General features: G+C 69.6%; 17 protein-coding genes. 10 read left to right on the forward strand and 7 right to left on the reverse strand.

From position 1 onward, the window contains the following. Positions 1-14: 14 nt before the first annotated feature. Positions 15-1,205: a ferredoxin reductase gene (locus tag GAS53_RS09245; protein WP_151476960.1), complete on the reverse strand. Its 1,191-nt coding sequence runs from the start codon at positions 1,203-1,205 to the stop codon at positions 15-17. A 428-nt stretch (positions 1,206-1,633) separates the two neighbouring features. Between GAS53_RS09245 and GAS53_RS09250 the strand changes: the two genes are divergently transcribed. Next, positions 1,634-2,962, forward strand: coding sequence for a PP2C family protein-serine/threonine phosphatase (locus GAS53_RS09250; protein ID WP_151476961.1), 1,329 nt, complete (start codon positions 1,634-1,636; stop codon positions 2,960-2,962). A gap of 120 nt (positions 2,963-3,082) precedes the next feature. Here GAS53_RS09250 and GAS53_RS09255 read toward each other — a convergent pair whose 3' ends face one another. After that, positions 3,083-4,453: a pyridoxal phosphate-dependent decarboxylase family protein gene (locus GAS53_RS09255; RefSeq protein WP_151476962.1), complete on the reverse strand. Its 1,371-nt coding sequence runs from the start codon at positions 4,451-4,453 to the stop codon at positions 3,083-3,085. A 166-nt stretch (positions 4,454-4,619) separates the two neighbouring features. On the opposite strand from GAS53_RS09255, the gene GAS53_RS09260 reads away from it, so the two are divergent. The 5 genes from GAS53_RS09260 to GAS53_RS09280 all read left to right on the forward strand — a co-directional run bounded on the left by GAS53_RS09260 (position 4,620) and on the right by GAS53_RS09280 (position 10,724). After that, positions 4,620-5,099 carry a MarR family winged helix-turn-helix transcriptional regulator gene (locus tag GAS53_RS09260; RefSeq protein WP_225858824.1) on the forward strand — a complete coding sequence of 160 codons (480 nt, stop codon included), beginning with the start codon at positions 4,620-4,622 and terminating at the stop codon, positions 5,097-5,099. Between the two features lie 494 nt (positions 5,100-5,593). Further along, positions 5,594-6,235: a (2Fe-2S)-binding protein gene (locus GAS53_RS09265; RefSeq protein WP_151476964.1), complete on the forward strand. Its 642-nt coding sequence runs from the start codon at positions 5,594-5,596 to the stop codon at positions 6,233-6,235. Between the two features lie 12 nt (positions 6,236-6,247). After that, on the forward strand, positions 6,248-7,228 hold the full coding sequence (locus GAS53_RS09270) for an FAD binding domain-containing protein (RefSeq protein WP_151476965.1): 981 nt from the start codon (positions 6,248-6,250) through the stop codon (positions 7,226-7,228). Then, positions 7,225-9,432 carry a xanthine dehydrogenase family protein molybdopterin-binding subunit gene (locus GAS53_RS09275; RefSeq protein ID WP_151476966.1) on the forward strand — a complete coding sequence of 736 codons (2,208 nt, stop codon included), beginning with the start codon at positions 7,225-7,227 and terminating at the stop codon, positions 9,430-9,432. The genes GAS53_RS09270 and GAS53_RS09275 overlap by 4 nt, the downstream gene beginning before the upstream one ends. Positions 9,433-9,569: 137 nt before the next feature. After that, a complete protein-coding gene (locus tag GAS53_RS09280; RefSeq protein ID WP_151476967.1) occupies positions 9,570-10,724 on the forward strand; it encodes an XdhC family protein in 1,155 nt (384 codons plus the stop codon). A gap of 52 nt (positions 10,725-10,776) precedes the next feature. On the opposite strand, the gene GAS53_RS09285 is transcribed toward GAS53_RS09280, so the two are convergent. The 5 genes from GAS53_RS09285 to GAS53_RS09310 form a co-directional block, all read right to left on the reverse strand. Continuing rightward, complete coding sequence (locus GAS53_RS09285) at positions 10,777-11,634, reverse strand: helix-turn-helix domain-containing protein (RefSeq protein WP_151477000.1); 858 nt, start codon at positions 11,632-11,634, stop codon at positions 10,777-10,779. A gap of 439 nt (positions 11,635-12,073) precedes the next feature. Further along, positions 12,074-12,355, reverse strand: a complete 282-nt coding sequence (locus GAS53_RS09290) for a hypothetical protein (RefSeq protein ID WP_151476968.1) — start codon at positions 12,353-12,355, stop codon at positions 12,074-12,076. 559 nt (positions 12,356-12,914) lie between these two features. Next, complete coding sequence (locus tag GAS53_RS09300; protein ID WP_151476969.1) at positions 12,915-13,898, reverse strand: hypothetical protein; 984 nt, start codon at positions 13,896-13,898, stop codon at positions 12,915-12,917. Between the two features lie 624 nt (positions 13,899-14,522). Further along, positions 14,523-14,774: an SCO4226 family nickel-binding protein gene (locus GAS53_RS09305; RefSeq protein ID WP_151476970.1), complete on the reverse strand. Its 252-nt coding sequence runs from the start codon at positions 14,772-14,774 to the stop codon at positions 14,523-14,525. 218 nt (positions 14,775-14,992) lie between these two features. Continuing rightward, entirely contained in the window at positions 14,993-16,054 is a 1,062-nt protein-coding gene (locus GAS53_RS09310; RefSeq protein ID WP_151476971.1) for a LacI family DNA-binding transcriptional regulator, read from the reverse strand. 190 nt (positions 16,055-16,244) lie between these two features. Between GAS53_RS09310 and GAS53_RS09315 the strand changes: the two genes are divergently transcribed. The 4 genes from GAS53_RS09315 to GAS53_RS09330 all read left to right on the forward strand — a co-directional run bounded on the left by GAS53_RS09315 (position 16,245) and on the right by GAS53_RS09330 (position 22,187). After that, complete coding sequence (locus tag GAS53_RS09315) at positions 16,245-17,027, forward strand: TIM barrel protein (protein WP_151476972.1); 783 nt, start codon at positions 16,245-16,247, stop codon at positions 17,025-17,027. A gap of 184 nt (positions 17,028-17,211) precedes the next feature. Next, entirely contained in the window at positions 17,212-18,279 is a 1,068-nt protein-coding gene (locus GAS53_RS09320) for a Gfo/Idh/MocA family oxidoreductase (RefSeq protein ID WP_151476973.1), read from the forward strand. A gap of 54 nt (positions 18,280-18,333) precedes the next feature. Next, positions 18,334-18,858: a GNAT family N-acetyltransferase gene (locus GAS53_RS09325; protein ID WP_151476974.1), complete on the forward strand. Its 525-nt coding sequence runs from the start codon at positions 18,334-18,336 to the stop codon at positions 18,856-18,858. Between the two features lie 176 nt (positions 18,859-19,034). Then, positions 19,035-22,187 carry a beta-N-acetylglucosaminidase domain-containing protein gene (locus GAS53_RS09330; RefSeq protein ID WP_450164174.1) on the forward strand — a complete coding sequence of 1,051 codons (3,153 nt, stop codon included), beginning with the start codon at positions 19,035-19,037 and terminating at the stop codon, positions 22,185-22,187. Positions 22,188-22,314: the final 127 nt, after the last annotated feature.

Here is a 22,314-nt window from a genome sequence, read left to right on the forward strand (position 1 = left end):
CTCCTTGAGGGGGCCTAGAGAGCGAGGGCGAGCGGACCTGCCGCACCGTTGACGCAGGTCTGGATCAACTCGCCCGGTTCACCGTGCAGTTCACCGGTCCGCAGATCGCGGACACGGCCGTGGACCAGTGGCGCGAGGCAGCCGAAGCAGAGGCCTCTGCGACACCCGTACGGCATCACCACGCCCGCCGCCTCGCCGGTCTCCAGCAGGGGAACGGACGCGGGCGCGTCGGCCTCGACGCCGCTGTGCTCGAACCGGACCCGGCCGCCCGGCGCCTCGGGGTCCTCCGGCAGCAGGGGCGTCGGCCGGAAGCGCTCCACGCGCAGCCGCTCCCCGGCCCCGGCCGCCGCCCAGTGCCGCTCCAGTGCGTCGAGCAGCCCCTCCGGACCGCAGGCCCAGGTCTCCCGCTCGTACCAGTCGGGACAGAGCACGCCCATGTGCTCCGGGACCAGCCGCCCGGCGGTACGGGTGTACCGCGCGCGGACGCTCAACCAGGGCAACTCGGCCTCAAGTGCGGCCAGTTCGGCGCGGAAGAGGAACTCGTCCGGGCCGGGTGCGCTGTGCAGGAGTACGACATCGGGGGCGGGCCCGCGTCCACCGCGGCGACGGGCGAGGGTGCGCAGCATCCCCGCCACCGGGGTGATGCCGCTGCCTGCCGTCACCATCAGCATCCGTGACGGCAGGGAAGCCTCCGGCAGCGTGAACTCGCCCTGCGCGGGGCCGAGTCGGAGCACCGCACCGGGCCGGGTCCGGTGCACGAGATGCGGGGAGACCCGGCCGCCGGGATCCTCCTTGACCGTGATCGTCAGCGTCCGCCCCGGCGCCTCGGCAAGCGGGGGCGAGGTGATCGAGTACGTACGCCAGTGCCGTACGCCGTCGATCTCCACCCCCACCGGCAGATACTGACCGGCCCGGTGCCCCGCCCAGCCCCGTCCGGGACGGATCTCCAGCGTGGCGGCCCCGGCGCACTCCGGCCGCACGGCGACGACCCGGCCCGCGGGATGGCGGGCGGAGAGGAGGGGGTCGATCAGGCCGAGGTAGTCGTCCGGGGCGAGAGGGGTCGCGAGGGATTTCGCCAGGGGACTTACGAGCGGACTCAAGATCGGGTTCAAGATCGGGCTCACCAGGGCGCCGACGAGGCGGCCGACGGGACCGGCAGAACCGGGGGGACCGGCGGGGAAAGCCGACGTGCGCGGAACCGGCATGGACAGGAACCCTCCTCACCACAGGGCACGCCCGTGGGGAACGAGCACATCGGCCCGTGGGGAATGTCGGAATGTCGCCGTGGGGAATGTCGCCGCGTCGCGTACCCGGGATCGCCTCGGTCATGCACGCGGGCCCTGAGGTCACGCCGGCCCTGAGGTGGCGGGCCGCAGCCGGCGCGTCCCGCCAGAGAACCACAGCGACACGGCCCGCGGCGGACGCGGAACGAGATTCCGCCACCCCACACGCCCCTCCCGCCTCACTCGCCGGGAGACAAAGGAGACTCGGCCGACCCAGGGCATACGAATCCCGCTCCGGCACGGCACACAATGGCCGAATCGCGTCCGAGGGTCCCGTGTCGCCCGGGGCCTGCCGTACGCCGGGCCGGGCCGGGTCGCATCGGACGGGTCATCGGAGTAGACATGAGGGCATGAGCGGCAGAGATGCGCCTGGCGGGAGACGGAGCCCGGGCATCGAGATCGAGACCGACGAGATCGGGACCGACGAGGTCGAGACCAAGACCGACATCGACTTCGCGGAGGTCTTCCAGGCCCTGCCCAGTCCGGTCCTGCTGCTCACCCCCGACCTGGTGATGGCCGGCGTCAACCGGGCCTATACGAAAGTCTCCGGGCGCGGCCCCGAGGAGCTGATCGGCCGGTCGCTCTTCGACGTCTTCCCCGACAGCCCCTCCGAGGAGGCCACCGGCGCCCGGACCCTGCGCGCGTCGCTGGAGCGGGTGCTGGCCACCGGCGAGCGGGACACCATGGCTCTGCAGAAGTACGACGTCGAGGTGCCCGGCCGGCCGGGCGTGTTCGAGGAGCGGTACTGGAGCCCGGTCAACATCCCGGTCCTGGACGCCGAGGGCCGGGTGTCGCTCATCGTCCACCGCGTCGAGGAGGTCACGGCCCTGGTCCGCGCCCGGCGGGCCCTCGCCACGACGCCGGGCTCCACGCTCAGCCGCGAGGACGCCATGACCGCCGACCTGCTCACCCGCTCCCGGGAACTGCAAGAACTCAACGAGGAGTTGCGCAAGGCCCACGCCCGCGCCCACGAGGTCGCCGTCACCCTGCAGCGCGCCATGCTGCCCGGCACCGCGGGGCAGCGGCACTCCTTCGTCGCCGTGCGTTACCGGCCCGCGGCCAGCTTCCTCAACGTCTGCGGCGACTGGTACGACCTGATCGACCTCGACACGGACCGGCTGGCCGCCGCGGTGGGCGACGTCGTCGGGCACGGCCTGGAGGCGGCCGGCGTCATGGGCCAGCTGCGCAGCGCGCTGAGCGCCGCGATCCGCGCCACGGGGCGGCCCGCCGCCGCGCTCACGACCCTCGCCGAGCACGCGCACACCGTCGAGGGCGCGCTCGCCACGACCGCCGTCCAGGCCGTCATCGACCGCGCCGACCACACCGTCACATACAGCTGCGCCGGCCATCCGCCCCCGCTCCTCGCGCACACCGCCGGGACGGTCGAGATCCTCGACACGGCCACGGACCCGCCCCTGGGCGCATGCGACGAAGCCATCTCCCGATGCCAGTCGACGGTGCCCTACGCGCCCGGCGCCACGCTCGTCCTCTACACCGACGGCCTGATCGAACGCCGCGGCGAGGACATCGACCTGGGCCTGCGCCGCCTCGCCGACAGCCTCAAACGCCACCACACCCTCTCCCCCGAGCCCCTCGCCGATGCCGTACTGACCGACCTCGTCCCCACCCCACGCGGCGGCCCGGACGACGACACGGCACTGGTTGTCATCCGGCTTTGACGGGTCCCAATTCCCCCCACCTTGGAGCTTTGACGTCGACAAGCGCCAGGATCGGGCCATGAAGTACCCGCCCAAGGCACACGAGCCGGTGGACACGGTCCTCGCCTGATTCACGGGCGGTCATCGCCTTCGGGATCGGGTGAGCCGTTCGACTTGGTGGTGGATGTGCTCCACGTGGTGCTCGGATTCCGGTTTCATCAACACGCTGCGGAGGATGCGGGCGCTGTCGGTGTCCGCGGTGATTTTGGGGTGGCGTGCGGTGAACGCCTCGCGGTCGGCGCGCAGGGTGCTCAGGAACACCGGGTCGGGGCTCGTCATGCCGTCCGCCAGAATGCGGGCGGAGGCCGCGTCGATGCCGCTCAGGGTGGCGGGGTCGACCACGGGGAAGTAGCTGACGATGTCCAGTTCCGGCTGTTGGTAGAGCTCCAGGTGGTCGGATGCGGTGATCAGTTCTGCCCACTTCAATGCGGCCCTGCGGCCCGCCGTCAGCACGCGGCCCAGGCCGTCAGCGGTGGGCGGAAGGAGCTGGAAGGTGAGCCAGAGGGCGGCGGCCGATGCGCCGGCGCGTGAGCATTCCAGGCTGATCTCGCCGAGGTGGAGCTCGCTGGAGGTGAAGTAGGTGTACGGCGAGTCGTGGAGGTAGAAACGCCCCACCTCGGGGTCGCGGAAGAGCACGGCCCCGCAACCGTAGGGCTGAAGCCCGTGTTTGTGCGGGTCGACGACGACCGAGTCGCACCCGGCGATCGCCTGCCAGGGCTCAGGCGCGAGCCCCTCGGGCCCGTCGGCGCCGGCCAGCAGGGTGAAGAAGCCGCCGTACGCGGCGTCGATGTGGATACGGACGCCGTAACGCTCTTTGAGGAGCAGGGCCTCGTGGATCGGGTCGACGGCCCCCAGCCCCGTAGTTCCGGCGGTCAGCACGACCGTGCCCACCCGGCCGCCGCGCAGCAGGTCCTCCAGCGCGTCGAGGTCCATGCGTCCCCGGTTGTCCGTGGGGACCGCGTGTCCCTCCACCCCCAGCACACGGCACATGCGGCCGTGGGTGTAATGGGCCTCCGCGCTGTACGCGACACCTCGACCGGGGTGCAGTTCGCGGGCGACGAAGAGGGCTTCGAGGTTGGCGATCGTGCCGCTGGTGGTGAGGTGGCCGAGGTGGGTGTCGTAGCCGAACATGGCGGCCAGCTGAGCAACGGCCTCGCGTTCCATCCGGGCCGTGGCGGGGCCACCGTCCAGGGCGTGGTTGTTGGGGTTGATCAGCATGGCGGTGAGGTAGCCGACCACCGCGGCGGGGTGCGGGGGCTTGAGCATCTGCCCCGCGTAGCTTGGGTGGAAGAAGGGGTAGTTGTCCCGCAGTCTCCCGGTGAACTCCTCGAAGGCTGCGGCGAAGCGGTCGTCGTCGACCTGGAGTGACGGGTGCGGCTGGTAGGGGCCGAAGGTGTCGGCCCAGTCCTGTATCGCGTGGGTGGCTCGGCCGAGCCAGTGCTGCAGGTCCATGGATGCCCCTCTCTCCGATGGGATCGGTGGGATGGCGTCCACCATAGGATTTCGTTGAGCAGTCAGCAATTGACTGCTCAGCAATTGAGACGTCGGTAGGTGATGTGGCCGTAAACTCGCGGGCCAGGACCGTCAGGAATGGGAGGGACCTGGGCAGGTGGATGCCGTGACCCGGCGAGGCGACCAGGCCGCCCGTGCCGCCAACAGCCAGCTCGTTCAGGACTTCGGACTGCTGATCAAAGCCGCGACCCGCCTGGAGCAGCGGATCGACACCGCCCTGCGACGCGAGTGCGGGATCAGTCACACGATGCTGGAGGTCCTCATCAGGCTGTGCCGCAAGCCGGGCGAGGAGGTTTCGCAGCGTCGGCTCGCCGAGGACCTCACCCTCACCAGCAGTGGCATCACCCGGCTGATCGACCGTATGGAAGAGGCCGGTCTGGTCTGCCGCGTCCCGTCACCGGAGGACCGCAGAAGCGTGTGGGTGGAACCGACTGATCACGGCCATACCGTGTTCCTTGAGGCCGCGACCGTTCACTCTCATGTCGTCGAGCGGTACTTCGTCACGCCCGTGGCCCGCGACGACTACACACGGCTGACCGACGCGTTGAGCGACATCAACGAGGCGCTGCGCAACGCCGCCGACTGACACCGACTGACATCGCGCGCGGCTGGGGAGCATCCTGGCGGGCCGACCGGACGGTACCGGCCGCGGTGACCTGGCGTTCCGCCCGCGTACACCCCGGTCATTCGGCCACTGTTGCGGCGCCCCCGCTCGGGCGGTGACGGCCGACGACCACCCCCGACGGTCGGACCGCTCTGGCTGCTACTGCCAGACGTACCAACGGCAGAGGTACCTACCCGAGTCGTCCCAAAAACCTGTGCTCGTTGTATCGCGCCGCGTGCCACACAGTGGATGTCGTGCCGCACCGGAGGCGCCGGCCCACACGAAGACGTTCTTCGCCGAGGACCCGCCGCCCGCCCGCTTCCCGGCCGCATAACCGCCCTGCCACGCACGCCACCACCCGCATGTGCGCTGTCGAGTCCTCCTGCCAAAGCCGTGATGTCTCGTACTCACGCCGATTCGTGCACATGACGGTGGTCGGTACCGCCACCCGTCTTCCGTCGACCGAGAGAGTGGGCATGTCCACCGAACCTCCCGAGTCAACAGTCTCTCCCCCCGAGGGATCTCCATCCGGCCCCTCCCGGCGTACGTTCGTCGCGACCACCACCGTCGTCGGCGGTGCGGTCGTGGCGGGCAGCCTTGTCGCGGGACCGTCCGTGTTCGGCGCCGAGCCTGCGGACGCCGCCGAGGCGCCGCCCGGCAGTCGCGTCTCCCTGACCGTCAACGGCAAGCGGCACACCGTCACGGTCGACAACCGGACCTCGCTGCTGGACCTGCTGCGCGAGCATCTCGGGCTGCCCGGCTCCAAGAAGGGCTGCAACGCCGGTGCCTGCGGCGCCTGCACCGTTCTGGTCGACGGCCGCCGGGTCAACTCCTGCCTGACGCTGGCTGTTCGGCTGGAAGGCGCCGAGGTCACCACCATCGAGGGCCTGGCGAAGGGGGAGCGACTGCACCCGCTGCAGCAGGCGTTCATCGACCAGGACGCCTTCCAGTGCGGCTTCTGCACCTCCGGCCAGATCATGTCCGGCGTCGGCTGCATCGACGAGGGTCACACCGGCTCACCGGAGGAGATCCGGGAGTTCATGAGCGGGAACATCTGCCGCTGCGGCTGCTACGTGAAGATCGTGCGCGCGGTCGAGCAGACCGCGCACGGGAAATGAGGCACGGCCCCCATGCATCCCTTCTCCTACACCCGGGTCACCGACACCCGGCAGGCCCTCACCGCGGGCCGTGACGGCGGCCGTTACATCGCCGGCGGCACCACCCTGGTCGACCTGATGCGCGAGACCGTCGAACGCCCCGAGACGCTCGTCGACATCTCCGGTCTGCCGCTGCGCGAGGTCACCGTGACCCGGCGCGGTGGTCTGCGCATCGGCGCGCTGGTGCGCATGGCCGAGACCGCCGCCCATCCCAAGGTGCGCTCCTTGTATCCGGTGATCTCGCAAGCGCTGGAGCTGAGCGCGTCCGCGCAGTTGCGCAACATGGCCACCATCGGCGGCAACATCATGCAGCGCACCCGGTGTACGTACTTCCGTGACGTGAGCGCCGACTGCAACAAGCGTGAGCCCGGCTCCGGTTGCGCGGCCCTGCACGGTGTCAACCGCACCCACGCGATCCTCGGCACCTCCGACGACTGCGTGGCCACCCACCCCTCCGACGCCGCCGTCGCCTTCGCGGCACTGGAGGCGCAGGTGCATCTGCTGGGCCCGGACGGGGAGCGCCACGTCCCCTTCGCCGACTTCCTGCTGAAGCCCGGCAGCACCCCGAACCGTGAACAGGCCCTGCGCCGAGGCGAGTTGATCACCGCTGTCGAGATTCCCGCCCTGCCGCGCCCGCTGAAGTCCGGCTATCTGAAGGTGCGCGACCGGCAGTCCTACGAGTTCGCGCTGACCTCCGCGGCCGTCGCGCTGCACGTACGCGGCGGAGTGATCCGGGACGCGTACGTCGCCGCCGGAGGCGTGGGCACCGTTCCGTGGAAGCTCCCTGCCGTCGAAGAAGCCCTCGTCGGTGAACGCCCCTCCGACCGGCTGTGGGCCGAGGCCGCCGGCCGCGCCGCGGGCGGGGCCCGGCCGCTCCAGCACAACCGGTTCAAGGTCGAGCTGCTCAAACGCACCGTCGAACGCCAGCTGCGTACCGTAGGAGACAGCAAATGAGCCCCCAGCCGCAGGCAGCCGTCGGCGCACCGCTCTCCCGGGTGGACGGGCGGCTGAAGGTGACCGGCCAGGCCAAGTACGCCGCCGACCACGACATCGACGGAGTCGTCCACGCCGTCATCGTCGAAAGCACCATCGCGCGCGGACGCATCACCGACATCGACATCATCGCCGCCGATACCCTGCCCGGCGTCCTGAAGGTGATCACCCACCTCAACGCGCCGAAACTGGCATACCGCGACAACCCGGTCACCTTTCCCTTCCCCGGTCGGCGGCTGCGCGCCTTCCAGGACGATGCCGTCCAGTTCTTCGGCCAGCCGGTCGCCGTGGTCGTGGCGACCACGCTGGAGGCCGCGCAACACGCCGCCGACCTGGTGAAGGTCTCCTACGAGGCCGAGGAACCCGCGACCGACCTGACCCGCAGCCCGGCCGAAGACGGGCCCCCGCCCTTCGCGCAGCCCTACACACGTGGCGATGCCCAGGAAGCGCTGGGTTCCGCGGACGTCCGGATGGACATGACCTTCCGGCTCTCCCGCAACCACCACAACCCGATGGAACCGCACGCCACCATCGCCCGCTGGGACGGCGACAAGCTCACCCTGTGGGACAAGACCCAGTGGGTGATCGGCGCGCAGAACGAGGCGGCGTCCGCGTTCGGCATCCCGCCGGCGAACGTGCGCGTCCTCTCGCCGTTCGTCGGCGGCGCGTTCGGCAACGCCCTGCGGACCTGGGTACACGTCGTCATCGCGGCACTCGCCGCACGCGAGGTGGAACGCCCGGTGAAGCTCGCGCTGACTCGCCGGCAGATGTACTTCACGGTGGGCTACCGGCCCGCCTACGAGTACAAGCTGAGCCTGGGCAGCACCCGGCGCGGGCGGCTGACCGCGATGACCCACGAGATGAAGTACGAGACCTCCCGCTACGAGAAGTTCTGGGAGGCCAACCAGGCGCTCGGGCAGATGCTCTACGCCGTGCCCAACGTCAGCCAGAACGTCCAGATCGTGCCGCTCGACGTCAGCACCCCGATGTGGATGCGCGGCCCCGGCTACGGCAGCGCCGCCTTCGCCATCGAGACCGCGATGGACGAACTCGCCTACAAACTGCACATCGACCCGATCGAGCTGCGGCTGCGCAACGAACCCGGCGAAGACCCGTCGACGCAGCAGCCCTTCTCCACCCGGCGCCTGCGCGAGTGCTTCCGCGTCGGCGCCCGCGACTTCGGCTGGCACCGGCGCAACCCCAGGCCCCGCTCCACCCGCGACGGCGACTGGCTCATCGGCACCGGCGTGGCCACCGGCTGCTACGACGTCTTCCTGGGACGGGCCAACGCCCACGCCCGGCTCGACGCCGACGGCACCGTGGTGGTCCAGTCCGCGACCCACGACGTGGGCACGGGCACCTACACCTCCATGACCCAGCTCGCCGCCGACGCCCTCGGCCTGGCCGTACGCCACGTCACCTTCCAGCTCGGCGACTCCACCATGCCGCCGGCCCCGCCCCAGGGCGCCTCACAGACCATGGCCAGCGTGGGATCCGCAGTCCAGGACACCTGCGACAAGCTACGGCAGCAAGCCATCACCCTCGCCATCGAGGACGAGCGCTCACCACTGCACGGCGTCGACGCGAAGAACGTCGTCGTCCGCGGCGGCCGGCTGCACGTCAAGGGCGACACCGCGCGCGGGGAGACCTACCGCCAGCTCCTGGCCCGCAACAACCGCACCCACCTCGAAGCCCGCGGGTCCTGGACCCCGGAGGAGAACAGCCGGTTCTCGATGTACGGCTACGCCGCGATGTTCGCCGAGGTCGCCGTCGACGCCCGGCTCGGTCTCGTCCGGGTACGGCGGATGCTCGGCGTCTACGACGCGGGGCGCATCGTCAGCCCCAAGCTCGCCGACAGCCAGGCTCTCGGCGGCATGGTGGGCGGCATCGGCGCGGCCCTGCTTGAGCACACGGTCACCGACCACCGCGACGGCCGGATCGTGAACGCCAACCTCGCGGACTACCTGGTCCCGGTCAACGCCGACATCCCCGACCTCAAGGCCGTCTACCTCGACGGGGAGGACTACAGGGCCGACCCCATCGGCGTGAAGAGCCTCGGGGAACTGGTGCAGATCGGTGTGGCGCCCGCCATCGCCAACGCGGTCTTCAACGCCACCGGACGCCGCGTCCGCGAGTTGCCCATCACCGCTGAAGCCCTGCTCTGAAACCCGGACGTTTCCCAGGGCCCCTCCGCCACCCGGCAGGGTCCTCGGAACCGTCCCACAGATCGGCCCGCCGCCGTGCCTCTATCCCCTCATGCCGGCACGGCGGCGGGCTTCCCACCGCCCCAGGAGATCCACTCATGCTGAACATCGCGGACACGCTGTACCGCTGGTGCCGTGAAGCCCGCCCCTTCGCGCTGGCCACCGTGATCCGGGTCAGCGGCAGCGCACCCCTGCCGGTCGGCACCGCACTGGCCGTGGGCACCGACGGCGAGGCGGTCGGCAGCATCTCCGGAGGATGTGTGGAGGGCGCCGTCTACGAGCTGTGCCAACAGATGGTGGATTCCGGCGAACCCCCGATACGGGCCTCGTTCGGCTACTCCGACGACGACGCCTTCGCCGTCGGCCTGACCTGCGGAGGCGAGCTGGAAGTCCTGGTGCAGCTGGTCGACCCCGCCGACCAGCCCCACCTCACCACCGCCCTGGAACAGGTGCTGGCCGGTCTGCCCGTCGCCGTGGCACAGGTGGTGGACGGGCCGCAGCGCCTTGTCGGCCGCACCCTGTCCGTCTTCGGGGGCGGCAGCGCCTACGACGGGACACTGGGCAGCCGACAGGAGGACCAGGCGGTGGCCACCCAGGTCCGCGCGCTGCTGCGGGCGGGCCGGACCGCCCGCGTCGAGGTCGGCGGCGACGCCGACACCTGCCCCGAGAAGCTGACGCTCCTGGTCCACACCCACGCGGCGCCGCCCCGCATGCTGATCTTCGGCGCCGTCGACTTCGCCGTCGCCCTCAGCCAGGCCGGACGCTTCCTCGGCTACCGGGTCACCGTCTGCGACGCCCGCCCTGTGTTCGCCACCCACGCCCGCTTTCCACAGGCCGACGAGGTCGTCGTCGACTGGCCCCACCGCTACCTGGAGGCCACGGAAGTCGACGCCCGCACCGCGATCTGCGTCCTCACCCACGACGCGAAGTTCGACATCCCCCTGCTCCGCGCGGCCCTCGGCCTCCCGGTCGGCTACATCGGCGCGATGGGCTCCCGACGCACCCACGAGCACCGCCTGGAACTCCTGCGCGAAGCCGGCGTGACCGAGGCACAACTGGCCCGCCTGCACTCCCCGATCGGGCTCGACCTCGGCGCCCGTACCCCCGAGGAGACAGCGATCTCCATCACCGCCGAGATCATCGCCCACACCAACAACGGCACCGGCCTGCCCCTGTCCCGCGTCCCCGGCCCCATCCACGGTTCCGTCCCGGGCACCCAGACGTGGTCAGCAGCCGCGCTGCTGGCCGTATGACGGCGCGCCCAAGTCGTCGCGCACTCGCGCGCGTTGTCATCGGTCCCACGTCTCAGCGCTGCGGCTCCATCTCCCAACTGGCCAGCATCCGCAGGGCTTCCTCCGACCGGGAGCCCGGCTCGGCGTGGTAGGTGACCAGCCGCATGGGGGCGCCGCCGGGCAGCGCCATGGGCTCGTGGACAAGGTCGAACTCTCCCACCAGCGGGTGCCGCATCCGCACGGAGTCACCGATGCTCCCGCAGCTCACCTCGTGCCGTGCCCAGAACCGCCGGAACTCCTCGCTCTTCTGGGACAACTCCTGGATCAGGGAAGAGAGGTACGAATCCTCGGGGCTTTTCCCGGCGTTGATGCGCAGAACGCCGGCGACTCTCAGAGCCGTGCGGTCCGGGTCGGCGAAGCGATCGCGCATCGCCGGCGAGAGAAAGATCAGCCGGGCCACGTTGCGCTCCTCGGGCGGCAGTCGGCCCCAGTCCCCGAAAAGGGCGGTGGCGAGCCGGTTCCACCCCAGGAGGTCCATGCGCCGGCTGACGACGTAGGCGGGCACGCCGAGCGTGTCGAGCAGATGCTGGACGCTGGGCCGCAGCCGGTACGGCGGGGGCACGGCCTGCGTCGTCCTCTGCCGCTCGGGCTGGGCCAGCCGGCCCAGATGCTCACGCTCCTCCTCGTTCAGCCGCAGGACACGGGCCACAGCGTCCAGCACCTCGGACGACATGGTGTCGCCGTATCCCTGCTCCAGGCGTGCGTAGTACGCGTACGACACCCCCGCAAGCTGCGCCAGCTCCTCGCGCCGCAGTCCGGGAACCCGCCGCCGCCCGTGCGAGGGCAGGCCCACGTCCTCGGGCCTGATCCGGGCCCGGCGAGAACGCAGGAACTCCCTCAGCTCAGTACGCCGGTCGAGTCCGGACGTCACTTGGTCATCAGGCGCCACATGTGAAGACATCTCTGTCCTCCAGTTGTCCAACAGGCCTCGCGGATGCGGAGAAGCGTACGCGAGCAGGGTTCGACCGGACGACTGTCGATCAGATCGCGGAGGCCCGCTTCCACCACCTCAGTGATCGATGCCGACCATCGCTGCGCTTTCGCGCCACAACTGGTCCTGGGCGTCTCGGCTTTGTGCCAGTTCCGAGGGGTCGGGGAGACTTCGGACAGGGCTTCGCCGGAACGTTCGGGGGGCCCAGGACGTATTCGGTGCGAAAGAGGCCGACCGGGCGAAAGACCGTACGCATCAGGAGAAAGCCCACCGGCGAAGGTGCCCACGGGCAGAGGTAGGGCCCCGGCGCCGGGCTTGTGGCCCGGGCGCCGAGGCCCATTTCGGTGAGCTGCGTTACGTGATTCCCCGTTACTCAGAATCAGTGACCATGGCCATGACCATGCCCATGGCCGTGTTCGCAGCCCATTTCGGAACCTACGTGGTTGTGCTGGCCGCCTGCATTGCCCTCGCCATTGAGCGCGTTGCCCAGCAGGCCGTTGAGCACCCCGACTTGTCCGAGGATGTCGACATTCAGGTCGTGGGACTTGCACCCGCCGCCATACATGCCGTACGCGCCCTGGGCGGTCGCGGTGCCGGTGGCTATGAAGCTGACGCTACCGATGATGGCGGCCGCAACAGCGGCCTTGTGGAACTTGCGCATTTCTCCTCCTTGGGATGACTAGAGCGCATCAGCAAAGATCCACTTTGCGCTCAGTTCGGAGGCTAATCCGATATCTCCCACAGCGCTCCTCGGAGCTGCCATCCGGGGTCCTGCCCCTGAGGCTCAACAGGTGACGGGGACTTCTGCCGCCAGGACTCAGAGAAGGTCTCCGCCGGAAGAGGTCCGTTGCTCCGGGTTCCAACTCTCGTCGGCCGTCATCCACATGGAGAGCACCGGATGCCCGAAGCTTCCCGGCCCGGGCCGGCGGAAAGGTACCGGAGGACGTAGACGGGCATCAGCACCGGCGCCTCCGCCAGATGGCGTCAAAGCCGTGTCCAGTGCCACCGCCCCATCGGTCGGACGCTCATCCCCGCCCGCGTACCAGGACCCGTTGTGCTCGACGCTGAGGAGAACGCCCTCAACCGGCCCTCGCGTACCTGACCGCAGCACCGTCCCGCCAACTCGCCCCGCACGACAGGAACATGCGCTACGCGCTCGTGGCCTACCCGCCGGTGCTGCTCGATGAGCATGCCACGCGCACAGCAATCAGCCGCCAACCTCAGCTGAGCCACTTCTGCACGGCGATCTGGATTACAAGGAGAAAAATAGGAAGCAGCATGGTTGTCGATGCTCGGAATATGGTTCGAACTTGCGGCGCGGGATGACTTTCGGCCATGTGTCGTTGCAAGGAGAGCGCCACATCCAAGCTATGGCGAAGATGCAGAACCTCGTCAGTCGATAACTGCCCGAGGTGGGTAACCTTCGACGCTAAGGTCTCTATGTGGGGCGACAAGTCGCCGAGGGCGCGATCCTGCATTCCCCGCGACAGCGAATTCAGCCACCACGTGGTAAGACTGAACAAACCCAACCCACCAACAGACATAAGAACAATAAACCCGCCGACCACGACACGAGAGGCCAGACCGAGGCGCGGCCAGACCACGAGCAACGCCGGCACGGTCAGGTTGCTTAGACTGAAGAACACAGCGTTTATCCAAGCGAAGCGAAAGAGGTATTGAAACCCATCGTCTCCAGCAGGACGAAAAGGATTCCAACGCAGGTCCGCACTCTTGGTCAACGTGCGCACGACGAGCAGTACCTTTGCACACCCCCATATCCCTGTGGCTGACACATGCCCCACCGACAGCAGTACGACAGCACTCCCAATGCGCTGAGACGTTGAGACAAGAGGAGCAATATCGCGGATTTCGTACATCACATAGCCGACACCGCCGCCGATCAGAACCGCCAAAGAGGAAGCCAGCCATTGATAGCACCGATCTATCTTGTCGATACAACACTGGGCAGCCACTACATCCCAGCCACCCTGTTCGCCATCCGTGGATATCTTGCTCAGCAGCTCCTCAAAGATCAGTTCACCTTGACGGAAAACAATCGGTGCGATAGTCACCCATATCCCACACATCGGAACTGCTGAATCGAGAAGGTGATATTTGGCCGGAATGTGATCATTTCCGTCACCGAAATACCAGACCCAGAACAGAAGTGTCGGCACTGCGGCGAAAAAGAAGAAATTTGCCAAGCACTCACGCGCGCGTCGACCAGCGCACCAGGACACAGCACGCGGCAATTTCGTATACGGCGTCAAGGAGCTCGAAAGCTCTGCTGCCACGAGCGCTCCGTAGTTACTGGATCAGCATCAGCGACCACTTTTACTGTTCAGCGTTGGGTCGCCGCAACCGTGCAGCCGTTCGTACAACGATGGTGGGAACAGTGGTTCAGATTCGGCATCGAGCACTTGCGGGGCCGACACGGAGTCAGTCCGATCCGCAAGTGAGCGTATGAGGCCGTGATCGATCACGCCAAGCAGATCCAGCCCAAAGCCGCTCCACCGACCGCGCGTGCCTCTGCAACTCGCTACGTTCTGGCGCCCGTTGATCGGTTCGGGGACACGCTGACAGGGAGAACATGTGAACAGAGACCACATGCTGGGGCAGTACTGCGAGGTCGCTCGGCAGTGGCCAACAACGACCAGAGACACTCACTCGGGCCCACTGGGCCGCTGTACCACCGCCCAGACCTGCGAAAACGCAACTCACCGAGATCCCCGGCATTACCTGGAACGGGAAGAAGTAGCCCCCGTACACCTCCGGCCCCCTGCCCTGCGGACTCGCGCAGGCAGGGGGCCGTCATGGGCATAAGAGCCTCAGGTCGTCAGCGGGACCGGGTGGATTTCGTCAGGCTTCTGGCTGCCGGCGTGTTCGTGGGCACGCTGGACCGCGTCGGCCGAGGGGGCCTCGGTGAGGCAGTAGACGATGCCGGCCTCCGGGTCCGCCCAGGCCCGCTCGAAGTGCACGCCCTCTTCCTTCTCGATGGCGAGGGCGGCCTGATGGCCCTGCCGCAGCTGCTCAGCGGTGATGCCCTTCGCCCCGTGGTGGACGTCCATGAACCTGGTCATGGGCTCGCACCTCCTTCTGGCTTCCGAGTCCGATCACCTTTGTTCCTCTCTTCCTCTCCTCTCCATGTTGCGCCTGCACGGCCACGCGGGCACCTGCGGCGCATTGTGGGAGGGGGCCGGCGGTGGCCGTTCTGGTACGCCTCTGAACTGCGCACGCGTTCCAGGTCCCGCAGGGTCTCGGTGACGACCCTCGCGCGGCCGTGCAGGAAACGACCCGCTCAACGAGGCGGCGCGGTCGTTCCCCGGACGACGAGACGGGGGGCGATGACCTGTTCCCCGGCGGGGATCTCGTCGCCCTCCAAGCGTCCCTCCAGACGTCCCTCCGGACGTCCTTCCAGGCGTGCGACGGCCCGGTCGACGGCGAGCCCGGCGAGGCGGGAGATGTCCTGCCCGACCGTGGTGAGGTCGATGTGGGCCAGGCGGGCCAGATGGGTGTCGTCGAAGCCGACGACGGAGATGTCGCCGGGGACCGCGACGCCGGAGCGGAGGAAGGTGTCGAGAACGCCGGTCGCGCAGCGGTCGTTGAAGGCCATCACGGCGGTGGGGCGCGGGCGCGCCGCCGCGAGGACCCGGGCGGCCGCGGCGCCGTCCTCCTCGGTCAGCCCGCCGGGGAGGATGCGGATGTGTCCGCCCAGGCCGTGGCGGTTCATGGCGGTGCGGTAGCCGCGGCGCCGGTCGGCCGCGCCCGGTGCCCGGCCGCCGTCGATGTGGGCGATGTCGCGGTGGCCGAGGGCGACGAGGTGGTCCACCGCCTGGCGGGCTCCCTCGTCGTCCGCGGTCCGTACGACCTCCAGGCCCGGGACGGCCGGCCGGAGCCGGCGGGCCACGGAGACGACCGGCAACTGGCCGGCCAGTTCCGCCAGCCGCGCGGCCGGAGCCTGCGGGCCGAGCAGGATCAGCGCCTCGCAGCGGTCGTCGAGCAGCGTCTCCACGGCGCGCTGCTCGCCGCGCCCGGCGGCCACGGCACTCAGCGCGATCTGGTAACCGGCCGGTTCGGCCGCCGCGTAGATGCCCTCCACCAGGTCGGAGTGGAACGGGTGCTGGAGGCCGAACTGCACCCCGAGCAGCCGGGAACGGTGGCTGCGCAGCAGCCGTGCCCGGGCGTCCGGACGGTAACCGATCTCCCGCGCGGCCTCCAGGACGCGCTCGCGGGTGGCGGCGCCCGCACCCTTCGCGCCGCGCATCACGATGGAGACCAGCGCCGTGGACACGCCCGCCCGCGCCGCCACGTCGGCGAGCGTCGGCCGCTTTCCGTCGGGGACCGCTGGGGTTGCCGGCACCCTGTCCTCCCTGGTCGGGGTCGCCTCCTGGTCGGCGATTATAGAACGTTCTAGCCCTCGTGGGCCGCCGGGCCTTGACAGGGGCGGGCGATGGCTGGCGTACTGCTGCTCCACGGGTTCTGCTAGAACGTTCTAGCTCTCAGTTTCTAGAACGATCTAGCTGCCAATCGCGGAGAGAGGGTACGCGGCGATGTACACACTGGCGGTCTGCGCCGAGATGGTCTTCCTGGATCTGCCGATCGACGAACGGGCCCGGCGCATCCACGACGCCGGCTTCCAGGTCGAGATCTGGGACTGGACCCGGCACGACCTGGCGGCTCTGGCCCGGACCCCGGCCGACTTCTCCTCCATGACCGGTTACATCCGCGGGAGTCTGACCGACGAGGAGGGTGCGGCCGAACTCCTGCGCACCGCCGAGGAGTCGGTCAAGGCGGCCGAGCAACTGGGCTGCCCCCGGCTGAACCTGCACGGCACCGGACTGGACGGCCAGGGCCTGCCGGTGGTGCCGGTGACCGGTAAGGCCACCGGAGAGATGTGGATCGCCGCCCACCGCACGCTCACCCGCCTCGCCGATCTGGGCGAGAGCGCCGGGGTGGTCTTCACGCTGGAGAACCTCAACACGGCCGTCGACCACCCCGGTGTGCCGTTCGCGACGGCCGCCGACACGCTGGCCCTGGTCGCGGCCGTGGACCGGCCCGGGCTGCGGATGAATCTGGACCTGTACCACGCCCAGATCGGCGAGGGGAATCTGATCGAACTGGTCCGCAGGGCCCATGCCCTGGGCCTGATCGGCGAGATCCAGGTGGCCGACGTCCCCGGCCGCCGCGAACCCGGAACCGGCGAGATCAACTACCCCGCCGTCGCCCGCGCCCTGACGGACCTCGGCTACGAGGGCACGGTCGCGATGGAGGCGTGGGCGTCCGGCGACAGCGACCTCGCCCTTGATCGCTTCCGGTCCGCCTTCACCGTCTGAAGACCCTGACCACCGCCCACCGCTGTCGCCTGATCCCCTGTGCCCCTGCTGCCCTTGCTGGCTACCTCAGACCACCTCCTGACTACCTCCGATCGCCTCCGACCATCCCCTGACTGCCTCGGACCCCCGGACGACCTCCGACCAGCCCCTGCCCACCTCTGACGACGACGTACGGAGCACCCACATGACCACCCAACAGCCCCTCGCCGTCGGTCTCATCGGCGCCGGACGGATGGGCTCCTTCCACGCCGAGTCCCTCGCCCACCGGCTCCCCGGCGTCCGGCTCGCCGCCCTCGCCGACCCCGCCCCGGGCGCCGCGCGGAGCCTGGGCGACCGGCTCGGCTGCGCCACCGCCTACACGGACATCGGTGAACTGCTCGCCGACCCGCGGATCGACGCCGTGGTGATCGCCACCCCGGCCCGTACCCACGCCGGCCTCGTCGAGGCGGCGGCGGGCGCGGGCAAAGCCGTCTACTGCGAGAAGCCCATGGCCGTCACCCTCGCCGAGGCGGACCGCGCCATCGCGGCCGCCGCCGACGCGGGTGTGCCGCTCCAGGTGGGCTTCAACCGCCGCTACGACGCGGGCTTCCGGGCCGCCCACGAGAAGATCGCCGCCGGCGCCATCGGCACACCGCAGGTGCTGCGCTCGCTCACCCGCGACCCCGGGCTGGCCGACCCGTCCCGCATACCGCCGTGGACGATCTTCCTGGAAACCCTCATCCACGACTTCGACGCTCTGCGCCACCTCAACCCCGGCGCCGAGCCCGTCGAGGTCTTCGCCATGGCGGACGCCCTGGTCCGCCCCGACTTCAAGGACCGCGGCCTGCTCGACACCGCAGTCGTCACCATCCGCTTCGACAACGGCGCCCTCGCCACCGCCGAGGCCAGCTTCCAGGCCGTGTACGGCTACGACGTACGCGCCGAGGTCCTCGGCTCGGCCGGCATGCTCACCATGGGCGACCTCCGCCGCACCCACCTGACCTCATACGGCCCGGAGGGTGCCTCCGCCGAGTGCGTCACCTACGACCAAGACCTCTTCCACGACGCCTACGTGGCCGAACTCGCCGACTTCACCGACAGCGTCCGCACCGGACGCACCCCCTCCGTCACCGGCGAGGACGCCCGGGCCGCCCTGTCCATCGGCCTCGCCGCCATCCAGTCCGTCACCACCGGCGGCCCGGTCCGCGTCGACGCCGCATCGAGGGCGCAGACAGGGGCTCCTTCGCGGGCGGGGACGGCTTACCTCGGCTGACAGTGCGGATCTATTGGGTTGATCGGGAAGTTGAGCCCGTGTTGGCTGGTCGGCATGGTGCTCGGAGATCTGGTGATGTTGCGCGCGATGGAGCCGTCGGACGCGGAGGCGTTGTGGCGGTGGAACCACGACCCTGAAGTCATGCGCTGGATGTCCGACGGCTATGCGCAGTCGCTCGCGCACGTCAAGAAGCGGATGGAGGAACGGCCGCGCAACACGTACGGCGAAGTCCTCGTCGGAATAGAGGTCCTTGAGGACAACACGCTCATCGGCCTGGTCCAACTGCGCGACGCCGAACCGGAGACCGGGTGCGCCGAACTCGACATCTATCTCGGCGAGAAGGAGTACTGGGGACGCGGCTACGCCACGGACGCGATGCGGACGATCTGCCGCTACGGCTTCCAGAAGATGCGCCTCCACAAGATCACGCTCACCGTCGTCACCGAGAACCACCCGGCCCACCGCGTCTACCAGAAGGTCGGCTTCGTCGAAGAGGGCAGACTCCGCCAGGTCTTCCGACGGGACGGCCAGTGGTACGACATGTTCACGATGGGCTTGCTGGAGGGCGAACTCCGCTGAACCCAGGCATACGCCGGGCTCTGCCTGCTGAAGCCATCTGCTGAGGGCGCATCACCAGTCGAGGCCTCTGCGCTCCTCCGCAACTCCTCCGCTCCTTCGAAGGGCGCGGCTCAGGGGACACGCGGTCTTGCCGACGATGAATCCATCCACCACTATTTCGGCCGATGGATAAAACATTGAACCGGAGACCCGCGGTCAAGTCGTCCCTCAAGCCGACTCTCAAGCCGACGGTCGGCCTCGTCGCCGCCCTCCTGGCGCTGTGTGTGCTGGGCGTCGCCCCGGCCCCCGCCGTGGCCCGTGCCGTGGCGGGCGAGCGTGCCGCCGCCGCAGCAGCAGCCGGCGTCCCCGAGGTCTGGCCGACTCCGCAGCAGGTGCGGCCGGGGCACGGTTCGCAGCGGGTGCCCGAGCGGGTCGTGCAGGTCGTCGGGCGTGGCACCGATGCGGCCGCGCGCAGGCTCGTCGAGAGCGTGTTGCGGGGCGCCGGGGCACGGACAGTACGGACCGTCACCACCGGCGAGCCCGTACCGGCCGCTTCCCTCACCGTCTACGTCGGCGGGCCCTCCGAGAACGCGGCGACCGCCGACGTGCTGGCCCGGCTGGGGGCCAGGTCACCCGCCGGGCTGCCCTCCGGTGGGTACGCGCTCGCCGCCGGCCGGGGCAAGGTCGCGCTGTCCGGAGTGGACGCCACAGGCACGTACTACGCCGCGCAGACCTTCCGTCAGCTGGTCAGCCACCGGACCGTACCCGCCACCACCGTCCGGGACTGGCCCGCCACCGCCCTGCGCGGCGTGGTCGAGGGCTTCTACGGCGCGCCCTGGTCGCAGCGGGACCGGCTGTCGCAGCTGGACTTCTATGGGCGTACGAAGCAGAACGTGTACGTGTACTCCCCCAAGGACGACCCGTATCTGCGGGCGAACTGGCGCGACGAGTACCCGGCCGACCGGCTCGCCCAGTTGAAGGAGCTCGTCGACCGTGCCGGGGAGAACCATGTGCGGTTCACCTACGCGCTCTCGCCCGGGCTGTCCGTCTGCTACTCGTCGGCCGCCGATGTGAAGGCACTGGTCGCGAAGTTCGAGTCGTTGTACGCCATCGGGGTGCGGTCCTTCGCCGTGCCGTTGGACGACATCAGTTACACCGCCTGGAACTGCGCCGAGGACGAGAAGGCGTACGGCACCGGAGGCGGAGCCGCGGGCACGGCGCAGGCCTCGCTGCTGAACGCCGTCGTCGAGGACTTCGTCGACGCGCATCCGGACGTGGCGCCGCTGGAGATGGTGCCGACCGAGTACTCCGACCTCGCCGACTCCCCCTACAAGACCGCACTGCGGGAGAAGCTGGACCCGTCGGTGGTCGTGGAGTGGACGGGTGTCGGTGTCATCGCGCCGACCATCACCGCCCAACAGGCCCGTCAGGCACGCGAGTTGTTCGGGCATCCGATCCTGATCTGGGACAACTACCCCGTCAACGACTACACCACCAGCCGACTACTGCTCGGTCCGTACACGGGGCGGGAAGCGGGCGTGGCCGAGGCCGTCACCGGCATCACCGCCAACCCCATGGTCCAGGCCGAGGCCAGCAAGCTCGCCCTCTTCACCTCCGCCGACTACGCCTGGAACCCGGACGCGTACGACCCCCGGGCCTCCTTCCTCGCCTCGGTCGCCGACCTCGGCGGACGCGCGGCCCCGGCCCTGCGCATCTTCGCGGAGAACAGCTACTCCTCGCTGCTGGACTCCACCGAGTCACCCACCCTCACCCCGCTCATCAAGGCGTTCACGAGCGCGTACGAGAGCGACAGCGGAAGCGAGCTGAAGGCGGCGGGCCGGAAGCTCAGCGCGTACTTCACCTCGATGGCCGCCGCACCCGCCGAACTCCGCGCCCACCTCGGCAACTCCGGCTTCCTGAAAGAGACTTCGGCCTGGCTCGACAAGCTCGGCGCATACGGCACGGCGGGCGGTACAGCCGTGAAACTGATGCTCGCTCAGGCGGACGGCGACGACGAGGCGGCGCGGACGCACTACGGCCAACTCCAGTCACAGCGCAAGGCGTTGGACTCCGTGCCGCAGCAGATCGCGCCGGGCGTCATGGATCAGTTCCTGTACGACGCCGTGCTGCGGGCCGCGCCCGATCCCGGACCTGACGCCTCCTTCGAGCCGTCGTCGCTCTCGCTCACCCCGGGAGCGAGCGGCGAGACGACCCTGACCGTGGCCGACAACCGTTCCACGGCGGAGAGGACGGTCTCCTGGAAGATCGCGGCTCCGGACGGACTCACCGTCTCCCCCTCCTCCGGGACCCTCACCGTCCCGGCCGGCGGCAAGGCCACCGCGACGGTGACCTTCACGGCGGAGAGCGGGGCGAGTGCCGGAGTGCGGTCCGTCGTCGTCAGCGGGGACGGGCTCGTGGGCCGGGCCATTCCGGTCCAGGTGACGGACGGCAAGGGCAGCGAGCGCGCGCTGACCGCCAACTTCAGTGGGGCGTCGATCAGTTCGGTGGACCTCTCCACCGGCACGTCAACAGAGATCGCGGTCGGCAAGAACCCCGGCGAGGTCGTCGTCGGCGCGGACGGCCGGACCGCGTACGCCGCCAACCAGGGCTCCGACTCGGTGAGCGTCATCGACGTACCGACGGGCAAGGTCACCGCCACGATCGCGGTCGGGGACGTACCGGCGGGCCTGGCCCTCACCCCGGACGGCCGGACCCTCTGGGTCGCCGACTACTCCGACGACGCCGTCCAGCCGGTGGACCTCGCGACGGGCACGGCGGGCGCGAAGGTCGCGGTCGGCGACGGTCCGGAGAACATGGCGATCACTCCGGACGGTTCCACGCTGTACGTGGCGAACATCCGGGACAGCACGGTGACGCCCGTGAGCCTCGCCACGGGCAAGGCCGGTACGGCGGTCCCCGTGGGCCCGAACCCCTTCAACGTGGTCGCGGCGCCCGACGGAAAGACGGTCTATGTGTCCAACTCCGGCGGCTCGACGGTCACTCCGATCGACACTTCCACGAACGACACCCGGCCGACACTCCTGGTGACCGGCCAACAGGCGTACGGACTCGCCCTCTCCCCGGACGGCCGCACCCTGTGGGTCAGCGCGAGCACGGGCGACAGGGTCACCCCCGTCGACACGGTCACCGGCGTCCCCGGCACCCCCATCACCGTCGGCCGCTCCGCCTTCGACGTCACCCTCAACTGGAACGGCACCACGGCATACGTCACGACGGCGGACGCGGGCGAACTCGTCCCGGTCACGACGGCGACGGGCACGGTGGGCAACTCCCTCAAGACGGGTGCGTATCCGCTGGCCGCGGTGGTGACTCCGGTGCCGGTCGGCTAGGCGGCATTGGTGAAGTCCGGTGCGGTATGGCGCGCCCCGTAGGGGCGCGGGGCTGTGACATTTGCGGCTCCGCCGCGATGGGGGTCCCCCCGCTCGAGCGAAGCCGAGAGTGGGGGAGCGACCAGCC

This window comes from Streptomyces albicerus (genome assembly GCF_008905045.1).
Lineage (GTDB): Bacteria > Actinomycetota > Actinomycetes > Streptomycetales > Streptomycetaceae > Streptomyces > Streptomyces albicerus.

Excerpts from the sequence above, each read along its gene's own strand:
- GAS53_RS09245 (WP_151476960.1), bottom strand. The coding sequence starts at position 1,205 with ATGCCGGTTCCGCGCACGTCGGCTTTCCCCGCCGGTCCCCCCGGTTCT.
- GAS53_RS09250 (WP_151476961.1), top strand. The coding sequence starts at position 1,634 with ATGAGCGGCAGAGATGCGCCTGGCGGGAGACGGAGCCCGGGCATCGAG.
- GAS53_RS09255 (WP_151476962.1), bottom strand. The coding sequence starts at position 4,453 with ATGGACCTGCAGCACTGGCTCGGCCGAGCCACCCACGCGATACAGGAC.
- GAS53_RS09265 (WP_151476964.1), top strand. The coding sequence starts at position 5,594 with ATGTCCACCGAACCTCCCGAGTCAACAGTCTCTCCCCCCGAGGGATCT.
- GAS53_RS09270 (WP_151476965.1), top strand. The coding sequence starts at position 6,248 with ATGCATCCCTTCTCCTACACCCGGGTCACCGACACCCGGCAGGCCCTC.
- GAS53_RS09275 (WP_151476966.1), top strand. The coding sequence starts at position 7,225 with ATGAGCCCCCAGCCGCAGGCAGCCGTCGGCGCACCGCTCTCCCGGGTG.
- GAS53_RS09280 (WP_151476967.1), top strand. The coding sequence starts at position 9,570 with ATGCTGAACATCGCGGACACGCTGTACCGCTGGTGCCGTGAAGCCCGC.
- GAS53_RS09290 (WP_151476968.1), bottom strand. The coding sequence starts at position 12,355 with ATGCGCAAGTTCCACAAGGCCGCTGTTGCGGCCGCCATCATCGGTAGC.
- GAS53_RS09305 (WP_151476970.1), bottom strand. The coding sequence starts at position 14,774 with ATGACCAGGTTCATGGACGTCCACCACGGGGCGAAGGGCATCACCGCT.
- GAS53_RS09315 (WP_151476972.1), top strand. The coding sequence starts at position 16,245 with ATGTACACACTGGCGGTCTGCGCCGAGATGGTCTTCCTGGATCTGCCG.
- GAS53_RS09320 (WP_151476973.1), top strand. The coding sequence starts at position 17,212 with ATGACCACCCAACAGCCCCTCGCCGTCGGTCTCATCGGCGCCGGACGG.
- GAS53_RS09325 (WP_151476974.1), top strand. The coding sequence starts at position 18,334 with ATGGTGCTCGGAGATCTGGTGATGTTGCGCGCGATGGAGCCGTCGGAC.